The organism is Streptomyces sp. NPDC002623 (assembly GCF_053592635.1).
On sequence record NZ_JBSFWB010000005.1, the window covers coordinates 394,087 to 411,184 of the forward strand.

The 17,098-nt window shown below is 68.4% G+C and carries 16 protein-coding genes; 10 read left to right on the plus strand and 6 right to left on the minus strand.

Translation table 11 applies throughout. The features are described 5' to 3' along the window. Window positions 1–2: 2 nt before the first annotated feature. The 3 genes from mhpA to ACWD4O_RS11985 all read right to left on the minus strand — a co-directional run bounded on the left by mhpA (window position 3) and on the right by ACWD4O_RS11985 (window position 3,564). The gene (gene mhpA, locus ACWD4O_RS11975) at window positions 3–1,700 is read right to left on the minus strand and encodes a bifunctional 3-(3-hydroxy-phenyl)propionate/3-hydroxycinnamic acid hydroxylase MhpA (protein ID WP_451279619.1); all 1,698 of its coding nucleotides are present in this window, start codon (window positions 1,698–1,700) and stop codon (window positions 3–5) included. A gap of 36 nt (window positions 1,701–1,736) precedes the next feature. Next, window positions 1,737–2,606, minus strand: a complete 870-nt coding sequence (locus ACWD4O_RS11980; RefSeq protein WP_351902438.1) for an alpha/beta fold hydrolase — start codon at window positions 2,604–2,606, stop codon at window positions 1,737–1,739. A 226-nt stretch (window positions 2,607–2,832) separates the two neighbouring features. Continuing rightward, entirely contained in the window at window positions 2,833–3,564 is a 732-nt protein-coding gene (locus tag ACWD4O_RS11985) for an IclR family transcriptional regulator (protein ID WP_451279620.1), read from the minus strand. A gap of 234 nt (window positions 3,565–3,798) precedes the next feature. On the opposite strand from ACWD4O_RS11985, the gene ACWD4O_RS11990 reads away from it, so the two are divergent. The 5 genes from ACWD4O_RS11990 (at window position 3,799) to ACWD4O_RS12010 (ending at window position 8,329) form a co-directional block, all read left to right on the plus strand. Continuing rightward, entirely contained in the window at window positions 3,799–4,374 is a 576-nt protein-coding gene (locus ACWD4O_RS11990; protein ID WP_451279621.1) for a hypothetical protein, read from the plus strand. Window positions 4,375–4,420: 46 nt separating this feature from the next. Continuing rightward, a complete protein-coding gene (locus ACWD4O_RS11995) occupies window positions 4,421–6,091 on the plus strand; it encodes an FAD-dependent oxidoreductase (RefSeq protein ID WP_451279622.1) in 1,671 nt (556 codons plus the stop codon). A gap of 128 nt (window positions 6,092–6,219) precedes the next feature. Next, entirely contained in the window at window positions 6,220–6,975 is a 756-nt protein-coding gene (locus tag ACWD4O_RS12000) for an SDR family NAD(P)-dependent oxidoreductase (RefSeq protein WP_351902427.1), read from the plus strand. Between the two features lie 100 nt (window positions 6,976–7,075). Beyond that, a complete protein-coding gene (locus ACWD4O_RS12005) occupies window positions 7,076–7,873 on the plus strand; it encodes an SDR family NAD(P)-dependent oxidoreductase (protein WP_351902424.1) in 798 nt (265 codons plus the stop codon). A gap of 33 nt (window positions 7,874–7,906) precedes the next feature. Then, on the plus strand, window positions 7,907–8,329 hold the full coding sequence (locus tag ACWD4O_RS12010) for a nuclear transport factor 2 family protein (RefSeq protein ID WP_351902421.1): 423 nt from the start codon (window positions 7,907–7,909) through the stop codon (window positions 8,327–8,329). Between the two features lie 63 nt (window positions 8,330–8,392). On the opposite strand, the gene ACWD4O_RS12015 is transcribed toward ACWD4O_RS12010, so the two are convergent. Continuing rightward, a complete protein-coding gene (locus ACWD4O_RS12015; RefSeq protein ID WP_351902419.1) occupies window positions 8,393–8,935 on the minus strand; it encodes a nuclear transport factor 2 family protein in 543 nt (180 codons plus the stop codon). Window positions 8,936–9,044: 109 nt separating this feature from the next. Between ACWD4O_RS12015 and ACWD4O_RS12020 the strand changes: the two genes are divergently transcribed. Beyond that, a complete protein-coding gene (locus ACWD4O_RS12020; RefSeq protein ID WP_451279623.1) occupies window positions 9,045–9,824 on the plus strand; it encodes an SDR family NAD(P)-dependent oxidoreductase in 780 nt (259 codons plus the stop codon). An 8-nt stretch (window positions 9,825–9,832) separates the two neighbouring features. Here the strand turns inward: ACWD4O_RS12020 and ACWD4O_RS12025 are convergent, their stop codons facing one another. After that, complete coding sequence (locus ACWD4O_RS12025) at window positions 9,833–10,846, minus strand: AraC family transcriptional regulator (RefSeq protein ID WP_451279624.1); 1,014 nt, start codon at window positions 10,844–10,846, stop codon at window positions 9,833–9,835. 424 nt (window positions 10,847–11,270) lie between these two features. Between ACWD4O_RS12025 and ACWD4O_RS12030 the strand changes: the two genes are divergently transcribed. The 4 genes from ACWD4O_RS12030 to ACWD4O_RS12045 all read left to right on the plus strand — a co-directional run bounded on the left by ACWD4O_RS12030 (window position 11,271) and on the right by ACWD4O_RS12045 (window position 15,252). Continuing rightward, window positions 11,271–11,801: an EthD domain-containing protein gene (locus ACWD4O_RS12030; protein WP_451279625.1), complete on the plus strand. Its 531-nt coding sequence runs from the start codon at window positions 11,271–11,273 to the stop codon at window positions 11,799–11,801. A 314-nt stretch (window positions 11,802–12,115) separates the two neighbouring features. Beyond that, window positions 12,116–13,384, plus strand: a complete 1,269-nt coding sequence (locus tag ACWD4O_RS12035) for an NADH:flavin oxidoreductase (RefSeq protein ID WP_451279626.1) — start codon at window positions 12,116–12,118, stop codon at window positions 13,382–13,384. Between the two features lie 74 nt (window positions 13,385–13,458). Then, the gene (locus tag ACWD4O_RS12040) at window positions 13,459–14,214 is read left to right on the plus strand and encodes an EthD domain-containing protein (protein WP_351902404.1); all 756 of its coding nucleotides are present in this window, start codon (window positions 13,459–13,461) and stop codon (window positions 14,212–14,214) included. Window positions 14,215–14,346: 132 nt separating this feature from the next. Further along, window positions 14,347–15,252: an alpha/beta hydrolase gene (locus ACWD4O_RS12045; RefSeq protein ID WP_351902401.1), complete on the plus strand. Its 906-nt coding sequence runs from the start codon at window positions 14,347–14,349 to the stop codon at window positions 15,250–15,252. Between the two features lie 388 nt (window positions 15,253–15,640). Here the strand turns inward: ACWD4O_RS12045 and ACWD4O_RS12050 are convergent, their stop codons facing one another. Next, window positions 15,641–17,011, minus strand: a complete 1,371-nt coding sequence (locus tag ACWD4O_RS12050) for an MFS transporter (RefSeq protein ID WP_451279627.1) — start codon at window positions 17,009–17,011, stop codon at window positions 15,641–15,643. Window positions 17,012–17,098: the final 87 nt, after the last annotated feature.

A 17,098-nucleotide genomic window follows, 5' to 3' on the forward strand; every position in this document is an offset into this window, starting at 1 on the left:
AGTCAGACCTCCCGCTGGCTGAAGGACATGGCCGTCAGCGCACTGGCGAAAGCGGCGGACGCCTCCTGCGCGAGGCACGCCGCGGCCACGAACCGGTCCGGGCGCAGGAAGAGCACTCCGACCGGCCGATTGTCGAACCACCGCTTGACGGAACCGTCCGCGTCTCCTACCACCACGACCGGGACCGAAGCGTCCGTGTATTCCTTCTCGGCCCAGGCGCGCTGTCTTTCGGGGACGAAGCACGCCAGGGTGGCGCCGAGTTCGCGTACCCGCTCCAGGTCGTCGGGGCTCAGCAGGCGGGCGGGGCTGTTGCCCCAGGCGGCGATGGTCCACCACGGGCCGAGTACGTCGTCGAGGAGGAGACCGGGGCCGTCCTGGGTGTTCACCCGGGGCTGGATGAACTGGGTGCCCACGGGCGACCTGTCGTCGGGGGCGTCGACCATGGGGAGCAGCTTGCGCGCAATGCGCTCGGCCGCCCGGCCGGGTGTGCGGCTCGTGACGTCGACAACCACCCCGCGGTCGTAGCGCGGCATCGGCTTGAAACGCATGTCTGTGAAGTAGCTCTTGGCCGACGGCACCAGGTTCAGCACGGCGGCCGCCGCGTCGCGGACCGTGGCGGCCTTGCGGTCGGACTTCATGATCGAGCCCGCGGTCAGGTTCAGGTCGATCATGGCCTGCGCGTGATTCCTGCGTTCCACGTCGTAGGTGTCGAGCAGTGCCGGAGAAGCCTGCCCCCGCAGGACGGAGGTGAGTTTCCAGGCCAGGTTGGTGGCGTCGCGGATGCCGGAGTTCCATCCCTGCCCGAGCCAGACCGGCATCAGATGGGCCGCGTCGCCGGCGATCAGGACACGACCCTTGCGGAAGCTGCCGGCGATACGGCCGTGATGGGTGAAGACACGTTGGCCGATGACGTCCAGTCGCGACGGGTCGGGGACGTGGTCGGCGAGCAGTCGGGCCATGAAGGAAGGGTCGTCGACCAACTCGGCGGGTTCATGGTCGAAGAGCATGAACTCCCAGCGCCGAATGGCGTGCGGGAGGCCGATGGACACGTAGGGGCGCTTCGGATCGGCTCCGAGGTAGACGTTGGGAGTGCCCAGCGGATCGTTGTCGACATCGATGACGAGCCAGCGGGTCGAGGGGGACTTGCCCTCGAAGCCGACGCCCATCCAGTTGCGGGTGAAGGAACGTCCGCCCTCGCAGCCCACGACGTACCGGGCCCTGAGCTGATGCAGGGCGCTGTCCTCGCCGGGCCCGCCCGCGCGGACGGTCGCCACGACGTGGTCGTCGCCCTCGGTCAGGTCCTCCAGCTGGTGCCTGAAGCGGACGTCGACGGTGTCGAAGCGGTCGAGGCCCGCGAGCAGCTCCCTGTCGACCAGAGGCTGTACGAATCCGCTCTTGCGCGGCCAGCCGAACTCCTCGGTGGCCGGATCGTTGGTCACCAGCACCTGCCCCTTGCCGTTGACCAGGCGCATGATGTGGTGCGGGACCGTGTGCCGGCCGATCTCGTCGACGAGGCCCATCGTCTGGATGGTGCGGAAGGACTCGTCGTCCAGCCCCACACCTCGCGGGTAGTCGATGAGTTCCGCGCGGGCTTCGACCACGGTGACCCGCTGTCCATAGCCCCCGAGCAGGTTCGCGAGCGTGAGTCCGACCGGGCCTGCTCCGATCACGAGGACGTCGGTGTCCACCCTGCTGCTCACGAGAGTCCCTCCTCCCTTCGCCATGCCGCGCATCGATCAGCCGCCCAGCAGGAAATCGAGGTGAATGCGGTCGAACTCGTCCGTCTGCTCGTACTGCGGCCAGTGCCCGGCGTTCTCGATGACGGCCAGCCGTCCCTTCGGAATGAGCTGGGCGATACGCCGCCCCTCGTCGACGGGACCGGAGGGATCCTTGGTCGTCCAGATCACCAGGGCATCCGCGGCGATGGAGCGCAGATCATCGTCGGAGATCATGTTGCGCTTGCGGACCTCCAGGTTCTGCAGAGCCATGTTCATCTCGCAGGCCGCCTTCCAGTCGGGCTGCTCGAAGATGGCCTGACGGGTGCGGATCAGGTCGTCGGTCACCATGATCGGGTCGGCCATCAGCCATTCCAGGCGGGCGCGCACCCTGTCCCATGACGGGTCCTCGGCCGCTTCCATGGAAAGGGTGTACAGCCGCTCCATCACCTTGGGGTTCGCCATGGTTCCACCCATCGTGTTGAGCACGATGCGCTCCACACGGTCCGGGTGCTGCTGCGCCATCCGTGCCGTGACCCAGCCGCCCAGCGACTCGCCCGAGAAGTAGGCCCGTTCGGCGCCGAGAGTGTCCAGAACGTGCTGGATCTGGTCCAGGTAGTGCCTGATTTCCAAGGGGTGGTCCGGCTTGGACGAGTAGCCATGGCCGATGAAGTCGAGGGCGTACGTGTTGAAGTGCTCTCCGTGGCTGCGGAGATTGCGGACGTAAGCCTCGGCGTGCCCCGTGATGCCGTGCAGGAGCAGCAGAAGGGGCTTCGAGTCGTCGCCCGTGTGCAGGTACCGCGTGCGGTAGGGGCCGGCCTGCAGGAATCCCTGACTGAACTCCACCTGCTGCAGGTCGGACCAGACGCTGTCGTATCCACGATGTGCCATGACCATCGGTCCTTCGAAAGGTCGGGGCCGCTGGCGTGGGGAACCCCGAGGAACACTATCTACACGCTTAATAGCACTATGTGAACAGCGATGGATGTGGGTGTCAAGCTGGTCCGAGGGCTGGAAAGCGAACCGCCTCCCGCAGTGACAGCTGCGGGAGGCGGCGGATGATCGCGTGAAGAGAATGGGCGCGGCGTGGCGACGGTGGCGCCGACTGAAGACGGACTCAGGAAAGGCTGGCGTTGATTTCCTCGGCCTTCGCCAGGAGGACGGGGATGGCCCGCTCTGCCACCTCGGCGCGATTGGTGATGAGGTTGACGCAGGCCGCCGGCAGCCCCACTCCGCGACGGAGGGGGATGGCGACGCCGTAGGCGCCGGGCTCGACCTCTCCCCATGTGCTGGCGTAGCCGTCGCCGCGGGCCTTGGTGACGATCTCCGGCTCGCCGACCGACCGCTCCATCGCCGCACGCAGGGCGTGACCCGCGGCACCCCGGTCGAGAGGGTGCCGGCTGCCGGTCCGGAAGGCCAGGTGATACGACGAGTAGGGCGGTTCGACGACGGAGACCGCCACGGCCTCATCCCCCTCCGCGACCAACAGAGCCACCGTTGCCTGCAGCTCACGGGCGAGGTCACGCAGATACGGCTCCAGAGTCTCGCGGAGACCGCGCTGAACCTGATGCGCCAGGGCGCTGAGTCCGGCTCCGGCCCGGTACCGCCCCTCGGGGTCCTTGAAGACGAGTTTGAAATCCTCCAGCGTCGCCAGAACGCGATAGGCAATCGTCCGATGGACCTGAAGCTCCGCGGCCAGCTCCTGGATGGTCGCACCGCCCTCCGACCCGGCGACGAACTCCAGTGCACGCAGCCCCCTGGCCAGCGTCTTCGAGCCGACGTTGCGCGAGTTGGTCGGCTCTTCCTCCTCCGCGGGCGAGGGGGACAGATCGGCAGGTGGAGTGCTCATGCACGCACTTTACTCAGCGCTTGCGAGGTAGCTCCTCCTCACTCCCCCGCACCGAGCTTTCGTGCCACACGGGGGTTGCCAGCACGCAAGCCCAGTGTAAATATGGCGAAACACGATGCACATAGTGCACAGAGCCGGGCGGCTCTCGGGGTTGTTCTCCCGAGCTCGCTGCACTTACCGGAAGGTCGCGATCGTGCTTCACCGCATCACCCTCCTCCAACGCAACTCGTCGCTGTGGCCGTCGGCCTTCAGTCGGCGCTGGAGGACCGATCACGCCGACATCGTCAAGCGCATGCCGGGCCTGGAGCACTACGCCCAGACCACGTCGTCGCCACCGCGAGCACAGGAGAGTCGGCGTTCCCGGTCGCCGGGGTCGTCGAGACCTGTTACCGATCCAGCGGCGACGCCGACCTGGCCACCTCGGCGCCGAACGACTTCGCCGCGCTACTGGAGTACGAGCTCGCCCTTCGCCCCCTGGAACTGCCGGGCCTGCTGGACGAACGGCACCTGTTGCGCGACATGGCCGTCCCGATGCTTACGCGGGAACACCTGAGCGCTCCGAGCGAGGCTCCCGACGGCGTCATCGCGCTTGTCTTCAACAGCGAGCATCAGGGCCGGGAAGCCATGTCCTCCATCGCGGGCCGGGCAGCCGAGGCGCTCGGCGTGGAGGATCTCCAGCTTCTCCTCACGCACGAGTACCGGATGGTTCAGTCCGAGCTCATCGACGTCCGCTCCACTTCGGAGTCGCCACCGGAATGCCTGTGCACCGCCAGAACCGGAGCCGCCCACACATGTTCATCGACGATATGAGTAGAAATGTCCGCCATGCGTGACACAGGCTTGGGCTAGGAGCACCATGCTGAATGTTGAGAGCCGCCCGCTTCAGTACGACGTGGACATCGACGTGGTCGTCGCCGGCAGTGGTGCGGGAGGTCTGTCTGCTGCCGTCACCGCAGCCAGTCACGGTCGCTCGGTACTCGTTCTCGAACGAGCCGCTCGATTCGGAGGCACCACCAGGAAGTCGGCCGGAGGGGTATGGATCCCCAACAACAAGTTCCTGCGGGAGCAAGGAGTGGCCGATGACCGGACAGCAGCCCTCCGATACCTCGCCAGGATCGGCCGTCCCGCGCTGTACGACCCTCATTCGCCCACTCTCGGCCTGCCGGAATGGGAGTTCGACGGCCTGGCCGCGTTCTACGACCACGGCGCCCAGGCACACGAGGAACTGGAGACACTTGACGCCTTGCACCTGGCACAGGCGTCCAACGGCCTGTACGACTACCTCGAAAAGGTCCCGGAGAACCTCACACCCCAGGGCCGCGGGCTCTACCACTCACGCTCCATGGGCGGAGCCGAAGGCGGCCGGCTGCTGATCGACGACTTCGTCGCCGCAGCCGAACGTCTGGGCGTCCGCCTGCTCACCGGCCACCGGGTCGTCGACACGATCCTGGACCGCGGGCGGGTCGTCGGCGTGGTGGCGGAGACCGAGGACGGGCACCGGCTGCACATCCACGCCCGGGTCGGAGTCGTCTTCGCCACGGGAGGCTTCACCCACAATGCCGACCTGCGACTCCAGTACCTCGACGGTCCCTACATCGGAGGCTGTGCCGCCCCGACCAACACCGGGGACTTCATCGCTCTCGCGGGCGAACTGGGAGCGCGGTTCGCCAACATGAACCAGGGTTGGTGCGGTCCCGTCGTGGTGGAAAGGCTCCTGAAGGATCCGCAGGACGTCTTCTGCTCCTTCTACACACTCGGCGACGGGCTGCTCTCCGTGAACTGTTCCGGTCGGCGCGTGCTGAACGAGAAGGCTCCCTACAACGAAGCCGCACGGGTCATGGCGGCCTGGGATCCCGAGACGCTTCGTTACGCGAACTTCCCGCTCATCACCATCTGGGACCAGGAGGTCGCCGACCGCTGGGCCATCGACCGGCTCGGTAACCCGATTCCCGTGGACATCGACAGTGCCTACTGGGTCGTGCCCGGTGACTCCCTGGAGGAACTGGCCGCGGCCGTCGACGACCGTCTGCAGACCCTCGGCGCGCACGTCGGGCACGGTCGGCTCCACGACGGCTTCGTCACCGAGTTGAAGGCGACGCTCGACCGCTTCGGCGACCTGGCCGACGCCGGCGCGGACACCGACTTCCACCGGGGCGAGAGCCGCTTCGAACGCTACGTCAGCTCCCGCTTCGGCGACGGTGACGGCCCCAACCCCCTGCTCAGGCGCCTCAACCTCAACACCCGCCTGTACGCGACGATCCTCGGCCCCGGCCTGCTGGACACCAAGGGAGGCCCCCTCACCGACACCCACGGCCGGGTGCTGAACGCCCGCGGCGCCGTGATCGAGGGCCTCTACGCCGTCGGCAACGCCGCCGCCTCGCCCACCGGGCAGGGCTACCCGGGCGCGGGAGGCACCCTTGGCCCCATCATCACGTTCGGATACCTGGCCGGTCTCCGACTCGGCACCGCCGACGCCCGCGTCCATCACGCAGCCGGCGAGCGCGCCGGCGATCCCGCCCGCGGATAACGTCCGGGCGCCCTCCGAGCGTCGCCGCGCCGGCGACGTGAGCCGGTACGCACCCGGCAACACCATGTCACTTCCGTGCTGCACCCGCCCGTGCCCGCACGGTCCCCCGCCTGGCAAGGAGGCCAGTCATGGCCGATCTCAACGACCTCACCAACAAGGTGGCGGTGATCACCGGTGCCGCACAGGGCATCGGAAAAGGCATCGCGCAAACGCTCGCGGACCACGGTGCCGCCGTCGTTCTCACCGACATCGACGACAGCCGAGTGCGGTCGGCCGCCGAGGGGATCCGTGCGCACGGCGGACGTGCGCTCGCCGTACGGCAGGACGTGTCGGACGCGGCCAGTACGGCGACCGTGATCGACGCGGCGGTCCGGGAGTTCGGCGGGTTCGACATTCTCGTCAACAACGCCGGAGTCGCGGCCCAGATGCCCTTCGACAAGATCACCGAGGAGGAGTGGGACCGGCTGAACAGCATCAATCAGCGAGGCCTCTTCTTCGCCGCCCAGGCAGCCGGCATCCACTTCAAGCAGCAGGGTTCCGGAAAGATCGTCAACATCAGCTCCTTCGCCGGCCACCAGGCCGTCGAGGAGTACCTGACCTACAACGCCACCAAAGCGGCCGCGATCATGATCACCCAGGTCATGGCCCTCGAGCTGGGCCCCTTCAACGTGAACGTGAACGCGGTCTGCCCCGGCATCGTGAGGACCGCCATCTGGGACACGCTCGACCCGGCGGTGTGGCGCAAGAACGAACAGAGCATCCCCCTCCGCCGCGGTCAGACACCCGAGGACATTGGCGAAGCCGTCGCCTTCCTCGCCTCCGAACGCGCCAGGAACATCACCGGCGCCATCCTGCCGGTGACCGGCGGTCTGGCCATGTTCTAGGCGCACGCCGCGGATCGACGCGTACACCGAGGCCGACTTCCACGCCCTGAGCAGGGCCCGGACAGGACAACACAACGAGTTCTCGAAAGACGAGGTAACCATGGGTTTCAATCGTGACGTCGCCACCGGCAGGAAGCCCCTGCTGGACGGGAAGATCGCCGTCATCACCGGCGGCGGAAACGGCATCGGCCGCGTCGCCGTCGGCATGTTCATCGAAGCGGGTGCCCTCGTGGTCACGAGCGACATCGATGCCGAGGCGCTGGACCAGGTCAAGAAGGAGTACGGCAACGCCGTCACCACTGTCGTCGCCGACATGGGGACGATCGAGGGCGTGCGAAGCGTCGTCGCGACCACGCAGGAGACGCACGGTCGCGTGGACGCGCTCTACAACAACGCGGGAGTGGGAGCACTCGCCGAGGGCCTGCTCCGGGTGCACGAGACGCCGTACGAGATCTTCGAGAAGACGATCCAACTGAACCTGTGGTCGGTCTTCGCCATGTCCCGCGAGACCATTCCCCTCATGCAGGGCACCGGCGGGTCGATCATCAACGTGGCCAGCATCAACGCCCAGGTCGCCATCCCCGGTTCCGTTTCCTACATCTCCGCGAAGGGCGGCGTGCTGTCGATGACGCGCAGCATCGCCTTCGACTACGCGGCCGACGGCATCCGGGCGAATGTCCTCGTCCCCGGCTACATAGACACCCGCATGGTGTCGGACTACACCAACAAGGCCCCCGATCCCGCGGCCGCCGTCAAGGAGGTCGGAGACGCTCACCTGCTGGGCCGTATGGGTGACCCCCAGGAGGTCGCGGCGGCGGCGCTCTGGCTCGCCTCCGACGCCTCGACGTTCATGACCGGTTCGGCGCTCACGGTCGACGGCGGTTACCTGGCCAAGTGAGACGTGCTCCACAGCAACGAAAGGGACCACCCGATGACCGACTCGTACGGCGACGACGTCGCCCGGATCACGCGACTCCGCTCGGAGTACTCATGGGCCTATGACTCGGCCGACGCCCATGCGTTCGCCCAGCTCTTCACACCCGACGGGGTATGCGCCCTCGGCGACTGGGGGGTCTTCCGCACGCGAGAAGAGATCGAGGCCGGCATCGCCGCGCAGACGGTCGCTCCCGACCCGCTCCCTGCCACCGTTCACTCCGTGACCACGCCGCGTATCACCGTCGACGGCGACACCGCGACGGGCAGTTGGTACGTCACGGTCTACCACCAGCCGCGCGAAGGCGACACGCAACCGGTGCGCTTCGTGGGGCGCTACTTCGACCGGTACCGCCGCCTTCCCGAGGGGTGGAGGTTCGAAAGCGTGCGGCTGGATCCCTACTGGTTCGTCGGTTACTGAATTCGTCGGTTACTGAGAACGCGCCTCGGCGACCGCAACGTCGCCGAGGGCAGGCCCTGGCGATCAGGGTAGCCAGTCGAGGTCAGGAGGCAGCGCCCCGGAGATGTCCTCCGTGTGCGGGCCGTGGAGCAGGTCGATCCGCAGCCGTGTCAGGCGCAGGAAGGCGATCCGCCACCCCTCGGGCGTGCGCCGGTACTCCTCGTCGTAGTAGCCGTACCCCCGGATGCCCGAGAGATCGGGAGAGGAGTTGCCCCGGAAGGATCGCGAGCCCGGGGGCCAGGTGAGGTAGTCCTGCATCGACCAGCGCGCTCGCACCAGGGAGTCGGGCTGTGCCCGAAATCGGGGCAGCGACCCTTGGTGCACGCTGCGTGCGCCGGTGAGCAGTCCGTCCACTCCGCGCACGAACGCGTCGGGCCCCTCGCCGCCGAATGCGAAGCCCTCGAAGCGGGCGTCGTCGGTGAAAAGCCCGCGCAGCCTTTCCCACTGCTGGCTGTCGACATAGAAGAAGTAGCGCGCCTTCAGGTCGTACGCGGCGTCACGCGCCGCAGCGTCCAGGGCCCGGTCCCGGGCCTCGTCCCGCCCATCGCGATGGGTGTCGTCAATCATCCCGCTCCTCATCACCTTCACCTGAAACGTGCAGATTATGAACTAGTCAGATCAATATATACACCTCAGCTGGTCGACGGCGTGAGAGCCCTCAAGGCAGGAGAACGAGATGACCTACGAGCCCGCCGCCTTCGCCGACCTGAAGGGGAGAACCGTCGCCGTGACCGGCGCAGCCCGGGGGATCGGCGAGGCGCACGTGCTGGCTCTGGTCCGCAACGGAGTGAACGTCCTCGCCGGAGACCTCGACGAGAGCGCGGTGGGAGCCACCGCTGAGCGACTGGGCGAGCAGTGCCGACACGGCGCCACCATTGTGCCGATGGGCATGGACGTCACCCGCGCCAAGGATCATCACGCACTCGCCGAGCGTGCATTCCAACGGTTCGGAACCCTCGACGGATGGATCAACAACGCGGGCGTCTACGGCCTCAACGGTGTACTGGAGACCTCCGGCGCCGAGTTCACCCGCATGCACGAGGTCCATGTCCTCGGGGCATCGTTCGGCGTCCAGGCCGCCGTGCCCGCGATGGGGAAATCGGGCGGCGCGATCGTCAACGTGGCCTCGATCGCGGCGTACGTCGTGCGCGCCCGGTCGGGCGCCTACTCGGCCTCCAAGGCCGCCGTGGAGCACCTCACCAAGTTCCAAGCCGTGGAGCTCGGCCCCCGGGGCATCCGCGTGAACGCCGTGGCCCCCGGCATGATCGACACCGGCATGCTCTCCTCGCTCACCGGGGAACCCGGGATGCCGCAGTCAGCGGTGGAGGCCGTACCGCTGCGCCGGATCGGCACCCCGGGCGAGGTTTCCGACACCGTCCTGTTCCTGCTCTCCGACGCCTCGCGTTTCGTGACGGGCCACACCCTCGTGGTCGACGGTGGCGGCCGCCACCGCTGAGCGAGGGGTTACCGGTTGCCGCGACGAAGCGCCGTCGGCGTCTGCCCGAACCAGCGCCTGCAAGCGCGCGTCAGTGCCGACTGTTCGGAGAAGCCCAGGGCGAGTGCCACGTGCGACATCGAGAGGGAGGACTCCGTGAGGTACTGGTGCGCGAGGTCCCTCAGCGCCTCGTCGCGCAAGTGATCGAAACCGGTTCCCTCCTCGGCCAGGCGACGCTGCAGCGTCCTGGGATGGAGTGCCAGCAGCCTCGCCACCTGCTCCAGGCTCGCTCCCGCGCGCCCGCCGGGAGTTCGAGCCATCGCGGTGCGGACGAGGTCGGCCGTGGACGAGCCGGGGGCCGGGTAGTTCGTGTCGAGATAGCTGGTCGCGATCCGGCGGATCGTCTCGTCGACGTCCTGGAGAGGGATGTCCATCAGACGCTCGTCGATGATCAGGGCGCCGTGCGCACGTTCGGGTCGCACTTCGGCTCCGAAGAACCGCACGTAGCTCGACAGCGGGGCGGCGGGCGAGTGCGGCAGCAGCACGGCCCGGGGCCGGTATCCGCTCCTGATGACGAGGCCGAGGAGTCGGTGGGCCGTGGCGAGGCTGAGATCCCACGTCTGGCGGGCGGGTGGGCAAGGGTCGAGCACTATGTCGAACCGCATCGCGACGTGACCTTGGAACTCCGGCCCCGCGGGAATCAGCGCCAGCGTGAGCGACGGGCTGTGCACGAACAGGTACTGCGCCGCGGTCTGGATCATCTCCCGCACGGTCGGTGTGTTCTGCAGGACCAGGGCCAGCGGACCGAGTGCGGTCGGATCCTGCGCGTGCGCCATGCGCAGACCGAAGTCCGGGCAGCGCAGACCTACCGCCGATGCCTCCAGCAGGTGCATCGCGGCGCGCGCGGGAACCAGGGCGTCCTCGTCCTCCAGGGCGTGCCCGGGAAGGCGCGCCGACGCGAGCAGGGCATCCGCGTCCCCGCCGAGTTCGCGGACCAGACTCGCCCAGCCCCGCAGGGTTGCGGCCCGCACCAGTGGTTCCATGTCGCGCAAGGTAAAAATTCTGTCGCCTGCTGTCAAGCAAACCCAGGGTGTGCCGCGCCACACTCACTGCTGGCGCCAGTTACTTCAGGTAGCGGACGCGCCTCTGCGAGCCCAGGGACGGGCTCGCCGGCCAGTGGGTCACGTGCCAGGTCCGGCCGCCGGGACGCGTCGCGGACAGGGCAGGGTGACCGCCCGACTTCAGTCGGGCTGCTGTGCCGCGCCTACCCGCCATCGACCTGCGGCCCCGTCCGCCCCCATGGAAGGCATCGAGCCGCGTGAACGCATTCGCAGACAGGGTTGCCGTCATCACGTCCGCCTCGTTGCCCATCCTTCGGTAGATGCGGAGCCAGCCGGGCCCACGCCTCATTCGTCAGATCACCCCTCCCCATTGCCGAGCACGACGACCCGAACACCGGGCAGTCACATGATCCGCCGGCAGAAACCACGTGAGGATGCGATGTCGACAGCAAACACCCCCCAGCATGCACACTCGCGGCGGGCCTTCGTCGCCGGCGCGACCGCGGCCGGCCTCAGCGCCATCCTGGTGTCCCACGTCCCCCAGGCGGCAGCGGCCACCTCGGATCCGGTCAAGCTCGTGTGCGCCATCCGACGTCGGCCGGACCTGTCGCCCGCCGAGTTCTACCACTACTGGCTGTACAACCACGGGCCGCTCGCCAGAAAGCAGGTCAAGAAGCTGGGGGGTAACCGCTACGTCCAGAGCCACACGAACAACGCGGCCCTCAGTAACGTCATCGCCACGTCGCGCGGCCAGGTAGGCCGGGCTCTCGACGGTGTCACCGAAGTCTGGTTCCCCTCGCGCGAGGCGCTGGTCAAGGCGCTCGCCTCGCCTGAAGGGGAGCAGGCCAACCTCCGGCTCGCTGAGGATGAGAGGAACTTCATCGACCTGCCGCGGTCCTCGTACTTCTTCACCAAGGAATACGTCCTGCTCGGCTAGACGACAGGGAGGTATCCGAATAATCCGGTAAGTCGATTATTTGCCAGGCTTGTCCAGCCCAACCTCGGAGCCGCCCGAGCCGGAACGGACAGAGCACGACGGACAACGAAAGTGACCGCCGGTCGGCAACCCGCTGTCGCGCGCTCTTCGGGAGCGGGCTCTGGACGCCGGGATGACCGAGCACCGACGGCCCTCGCGGCACGAGCGCTTCCGCGGCACCAGCGACCGGCAGCACCACCGACCGACCGACGCGGACAACTCGGACACGACGCGCCCGAACATCACAGCATCCATGAGGTAGAGGAGAGCCGCCGATGCCCACCCCTCCGACCAGTCCGCTCCTGCGTCCCTTGCAGATCGGCACGCTCACCGTGCCGGGGCGGCTCTACAAGTCGGCGACCAGCGAGACGCGTGCCACCGACGACGGGTACGTGACGGACGAGCTGCTCGAGTTCTACGAACCCATGGCGCGGGCCGGGACCCCGCTCATCGTGACCGGGAACCTCTACGTCTCCCTGCAGTCCAAGTCCGCGGGACGTCAGGCCGGCATCGACGACGACGGCAAGAAGGCCGGCCTGCGGGACTGGGTCGACCTGGCGCACAGCGGCGGCAGCCTCCTGATCGCCCAGCTCAACCACGGTGGCCGCCAGATGGTCAGGTCGGCGGACCCGGGCAAGGCACCGGTGTCCGCGTCCACGGTGCGTGAACCGTTGTACGGGACGAAACCGCGGCCACTGCGCCGGGACGAGATCCCGGCCGTGGTGGAGACCTTCGCGGCCGCCGCGGAGCGGGCCCAGGAGGTGGGCTTCGACGGGGTGCAGATCCACGCCGCCCACGGCTACCTGCTCAGCCAGTTCCTCACCCCGCACACCAACCGCCGCACCGACGAGTACGGCGGCAGCCTCGACAACCGGATGCGCCTGCTGCTCGAGGTGTTCCGCGCGATACGTACCCGCGTCGGCGACGACTTCCCCGTACTGCTCAAGCTGAACGGCACGGACATGCTGCCGCTGCGCCGGGGGGCGACGACCGCCGAGCTCGTGCGCGTCGCCAAGGTGCTGGAAGGCGAAGGCGTCGACGCGGTGGAGATCTCCAGGGCGCACTACGAGTCGTGGCCGGGCATGATCCTGGGGCACTACAAAGGGTTCATCCGCGGGCAGATCACCGAGGGCTCGGGGATGTCGATGACTCGTCGGCGACGCCTGGCGATGCTCGCCGCGGCCCCCGTCATCGAACGCGTCGCGGAACGTCTCGCACCCGGCGGCGAGGGCTTCAACCTCCCCCAGGCCGAGCGGTTCACCGCGCAGTTGGGCATCCCGGTGATCTGCGTCGGGGGGTTCCACACGAGGGAAGGGATGGAGTCGGCCATCGACGGCGGGCGCTGCGATGCCGTCTCGGCGGCCCGTGCCATGATCGCCGACCCCTTCCTGTTCAAGAACATGCAGGACCCCATGCCGGGCCGGCCGGTGTGCGAGTACCGCAACGGATGCATCGCCCGTTTCGGCGGCAAGCCGATCGACTGCTACGTCGAGCCGATCCGCATCCAGAAGAACCACATGCTGCAACGGACGGAGCAGGCGTGAACCACATCCCGAGCGACCACGAGCCCCTTGGCACCCGCCCGGGCAGCCCGATCACCGGGAGTAGGACCTCTCCTGTGCCGACCACCTCGGGAATCTTCCCGGTGTGGCTCCGCGAGGACCTGACGCGAGAGGCCGCCCTCCAGTACTGGAAGGGACCGCACGCGCAGATCGTCGCGCGGCTGCCCAGCATCGCCGAGTACCTCCAGCATCACTTCTCCCCCACCGATCACGGCTACTGGCCCGCGTCTCCCACGGTGGGCACCGCCGTACCCCCGAGCTGGCGCTGCGACGGCATCGCCGAGGTCCGGATGGTGAGCATGGCCGGCGCGCTCACCATCCCGGTCCACATGCGGGAGGTGTACCTCGACGAGCAGAACGTCTTCGACCGGGTTCTCGGAAACCTGACCGGACCACGAGCAGGCCGCTGGTGGACCGACGGCCACGACGCCGGCGTCGGCCACCGCACCGTCCTTCTGCTGCGCCGACGTCGGGGAGTGAGCCGCCGCCCGTTCCGCAGGTACGTCCACGACCGCATCGGCCCCGCGCTCCACGAGGCGGGCGCGCACGACCTGCGCACGTACACGTTCCTGCCCTGGACCTCGCTTCCACACCCCACGCCCGGCATCTCGCACGACAATCCGACCTTCCGCCGCTACCACGGATGTGTCGTCCTCGGAGCCGACAGCCGCGCCGCCATGGAGGAGATCCTGACGTCCAAGCCCGTCGCCGGTCTCGTCGCCGATCAGCACACGGTCATGACAGCCGTCCACGCATTCACCGTCGAGCACACCGAGCCGGTCATCAGGACAGGCCCGCCGGTCCGGCCCTGACACACCACCCGTGGAGTTGGGCGAGTTCGGTCGGTCGACGACGGCGCCGGCGTCCTACGGGCGCCGGCGCCGGGCTTCGGGGCAAGGTCGCGGTCGTGACTGCAAACGAACGACGAACAACAAGGAGAAGCAATGAGCGACCGGGAGGACGTCACCTTCGAGTCGGGCGGTGAGAGGTGTGCGGCCTGGCTTTATCCCGCCAAGAGCCCTTCGAGCCCGATCGTGGTCCTTGGCCACGGCCTCGGCGCGATCCGTGAGATGCGGCTCGACGCGTTCGCCCAGCGCTTCGCCGACGCAGGCTACGCCTGCCTCGTGTTCGACTACCGCAACTTCGGCTCGAGCGGCGGCGAGCCGCGCCAGCTGCTCGACATCAAGCGCCAGCTGGACGACTGGGCGGCCGCGATCGGCTACGCGCGGACCGTGGATGGCGTCGATCCCGAGCGGGTCGTGCTCTGGGGAACCTCGTTCGGCGGAGGCCATGTGATCGTCGCCGGCGCCCGCGATCGGCGCGTCGCCGCGATCATCTCGCAGTGCCCGTTCACGGACGGTCAGGCGTCGGTTCGGGCGGCGAACCCGCTGGGCCTGGCCAAGGCCACCGGGCTTGCGCTTCGCGACGCCGCAGGGGCACTGCTCGGGCGCGGGCCGACGATGGTGGCGACAGCTGGGCCACCGGGCTCGGCCGCGCTGATGGCGACGCCCGACGCCGAGCCCGGCTATCTGGCCATCGCCCCCGACGGGGCACCGTTTCGCAACGAGGTCGCAGCCCGCTTCGCGCTTCACGTCGGGTTCCATCGCCCCGGCAGGCAGGCGGTGAACCTGGGCTGCCCGGCGCTGTTCCAGCTGTGTGAGAGCGACAGCGTCGCGCCGGCGAAGGCGGCGGAGAAGGACGCGCGCAAGGCACCGAAGGGCGAAGTCGTCACCTATCCCTACGGGCACTTCGACATCTACGTCGGAGCGCCGTTCGAGCACGTCGTGGCCGACCAGCTCGCGTTCCTGGGACGCCACGTACCGGTCGCCGACCGGCAGGAGCTCGCCTGACGTTTTCAACTCGCGTTACGCACTCGACGGCCGTGCGGTCGCGATCCCGGGCTCGACCGGTGGGCTGAGCAACGCGCCTGCGCGCGACGTTCGCGCGCGGGGGCCGCCAACGTCTCCCCGCTCGCCTCGACAGCCAGGCGATCGCCCTGCCGTGCGACCGGGATCGGTATGACCGCGGCGCGGCGGCTGGGCGGAGGGGGCGCCGTCCGCGACCTCTCCTCGCTCCAGGACGCGATGGACGGGGCGGGCGGGGCGGACGGTCCCCCGGGTCGGACCCGGGTGACGTTCGTCGCGATGATCCTCTCGCGGGATCCCGGCTCCCGAGCCCGCCCCGTTCTTCGTCGGCCTCGTGGTGCCCGCAGCAACGCACTGATGGCCGGCCGCAAGCTCAGACCGTGCTGCTGGACACGGGCGACTCGGGAGACGCGCCGGCCTTCTCCGAGGCGGCCGCCGTGGGGCTGCGTTCCGTGGACGCGGCGACGGCGAGGGCGCTGAGCACGCCGACACCGATCACGAGCAGCAGGATCAGACCGAGACCGCCGCGCTGCGCGGCCAGCAGCGAGGCGAGGATGACGGGAGCGAAGCCGCCGCCGATCGTCGAGGCGCCCTGGTACCCCAGTGATGCGCCCGTGTAGCGGGAACCGGTGCTGAACTGCTCGCTGAGAAACGCTCCGCACGGGCCGAACATCGGCGCGATGACCAGCCCGTACATGAGCACGAAGCCGAGCATCGTCAACGCGGTGCTGCCTGTGCCGATGAGCCGCAGGAACGGGTAGGTGAAGAGGGCGCCGGCGACCATGCCGAAGATCAGGGTCGCCCTGCGGCCGTACGTGTCGGAGAGGGCTCCCGCCGCGATCTCGGCCGCGACACAGACGACGGCACCGGCGACCTGGATCCCGAGGACGGAGGAGACGTCGAGTCCGTTGTCCCGGGCGTAAGTGAGGCCGAACGAGCCGACGACGCTGTTGAAGGTGAACGGGGCGAGGAGTGCGAAGAAGGCCAGGAGGAGGGACCGGGGGGCGCGGATCACCTCCCACAGCGGGACCTTCGGCGCCTCACCGCTCTCCTTCTGCCGGCGCTGCTCCTCGACGAACAGCGGGGACTCCGAGATCCGCAACCGGGTCCAGAGACCGATGGCCACCAGAACGGCACTCAGCAGGAAGGGGATGCGCCATCCCCAGGCCATGAACTGCTCTTCGGGAAGCAGGGAGAAGAGTCCGAGTACGCCGGCCGCCAGCGCCGTACCGGTCGGCCCGCCGGCGTTCGCGAAGCTCGACGCCAGGCCCCGACGGTGCGTCGGCGCGTGCTCGTAGGCCATGAGTGACGCTCCTCCCCACTCGCCACCGACCGAGATGCCCTGCATCACACGCAGGGTGATCAGCAGGATCGGGGCCAGCATGCCCGCTTGGTTGCTCGTGGGAAGCAGGCCGATGAACGTGGTGGAAGCGCCCATCAATATCAGCGTGACCACGAGGACCGACTTGCGGCCGACCTTGTCGCCGAAGTGTCCGAAGATCAGCGCACCGAGCGGGCGGCTGACGTAGCCGACGGCCAGAGTGCCCAGCGAGGCGATCGTGCCGGCGACCGGGGAGAGGTTGCTGAAGAAGAGCTCGCCGAAGACCAGGCTGGCCGCCGTGACGTAGAGCAGGAAGTCGTAGTACTCGACCATGCTGCCGAGATAGCTGGCCAGGATCACCCGTCGCAGCTCATTGGTATTGGACGGTCCGGGGCGGACCGTCTCGTTCTTCGTGGACCCCATCACTTCTCCGTGTGTAAATAACGCACTTCGGTGTGCGTACTGTGCTACATGGATCGTGAGTGGTCGCCGTCACCGTGTCAACGGACG

What these genes read in the sequence shown, in the direction of transcription:
- ACWD4O_RS11980 (WP_351902438.1), bottom strand. Translation starts at nt 2,606, where the DNA reads ATGGCACATCGTGGATACGACAGCGTCTGGTCCGACCTGCAGCAGGTG.
- ACWD4O_RS11985 (WP_451279620.1), bottom strand. Translation starts at nt 3,564, where the DNA reads ATGAGCACTCCACCTGCCGATCTGTCCCCCTCGCCCGCGGAGGAGGAA.
- ACWD4O_RS11995 (WP_451279622.1), top strand. Translation starts at nt 4,421, where the DNA reads ATGCTGAATGTTGAGAGCCGCCCGCTTCAGTACGACGTGGACATCGAC.
- ACWD4O_RS12000 (WP_351902427.1), top strand. Translation starts at nt 6,220, where the DNA reads ATGGCCGATCTCAACGACCTCACCAACAAGGTGGCGGTGATCACCGGT.
- ACWD4O_RS12005 (WP_351902424.1), top strand. Translation starts at nt 7,076, where the DNA reads ATGGGTTTCAATCGTGACGTCGCCACCGGCAGGAAGCCCCTGCTGGAC.
- ACWD4O_RS12010 (WP_351902421.1), top strand. Translation starts at nt 7,907, where the DNA reads ATGACCGACTCGTACGGCGACGACGTCGCCCGGATCACGCGACTCCGC.
- ACWD4O_RS12015 (WP_351902419.1), bottom strand. Translation starts at nt 8,935, where the DNA reads ATGATTGACGACACCCATCGCGATGGGCGGGACGAGGCCCGGGACCGG.
- ACWD4O_RS12020 (WP_451279623.1), top strand. Translation starts at nt 9,045, where the DNA reads ATGACCTACGAGCCCGCCGCCTTCGCCGACCTGAAGGGGAGAACCGTC.
- ACWD4O_RS12025 (WP_451279624.1), bottom strand. Translation starts at nt 10,846, where the DNA reads ATGGAACCACTGGTGCGGGCCGCAACCCTGCGGGGCTGGGCGAGTCTG.
- ACWD4O_RS12030 (WP_451279625.1), top strand. Translation starts at nt 11,271, where the DNA reads ATGATCCGCCGGCAGAAACCACGTGAGGATGCGATGTCGACAGCAAAC.
- ACWD4O_RS12035 (WP_451279626.1), top strand. Translation starts at nt 12,116, where the DNA reads ATGCCCACCCCTCCGACCAGTCCGCTCCTGCGTCCCTTGCAGATCGGC.
- ACWD4O_RS12045 (WP_351902401.1), top strand. Translation starts at nt 14,347, where the DNA reads ATGAGCGACCGGGAGGACGTCACCTTCGAGTCGGGCGGTGAGAGGTGT.
- ACWD4O_RS12050 (WP_451279627.1), bottom strand. Translation starts at nt 17,011, where the DNA reads ATGGGGTCCACGAAGAACGAGACGGTCCGCCCCGGACCGTCCAATACC.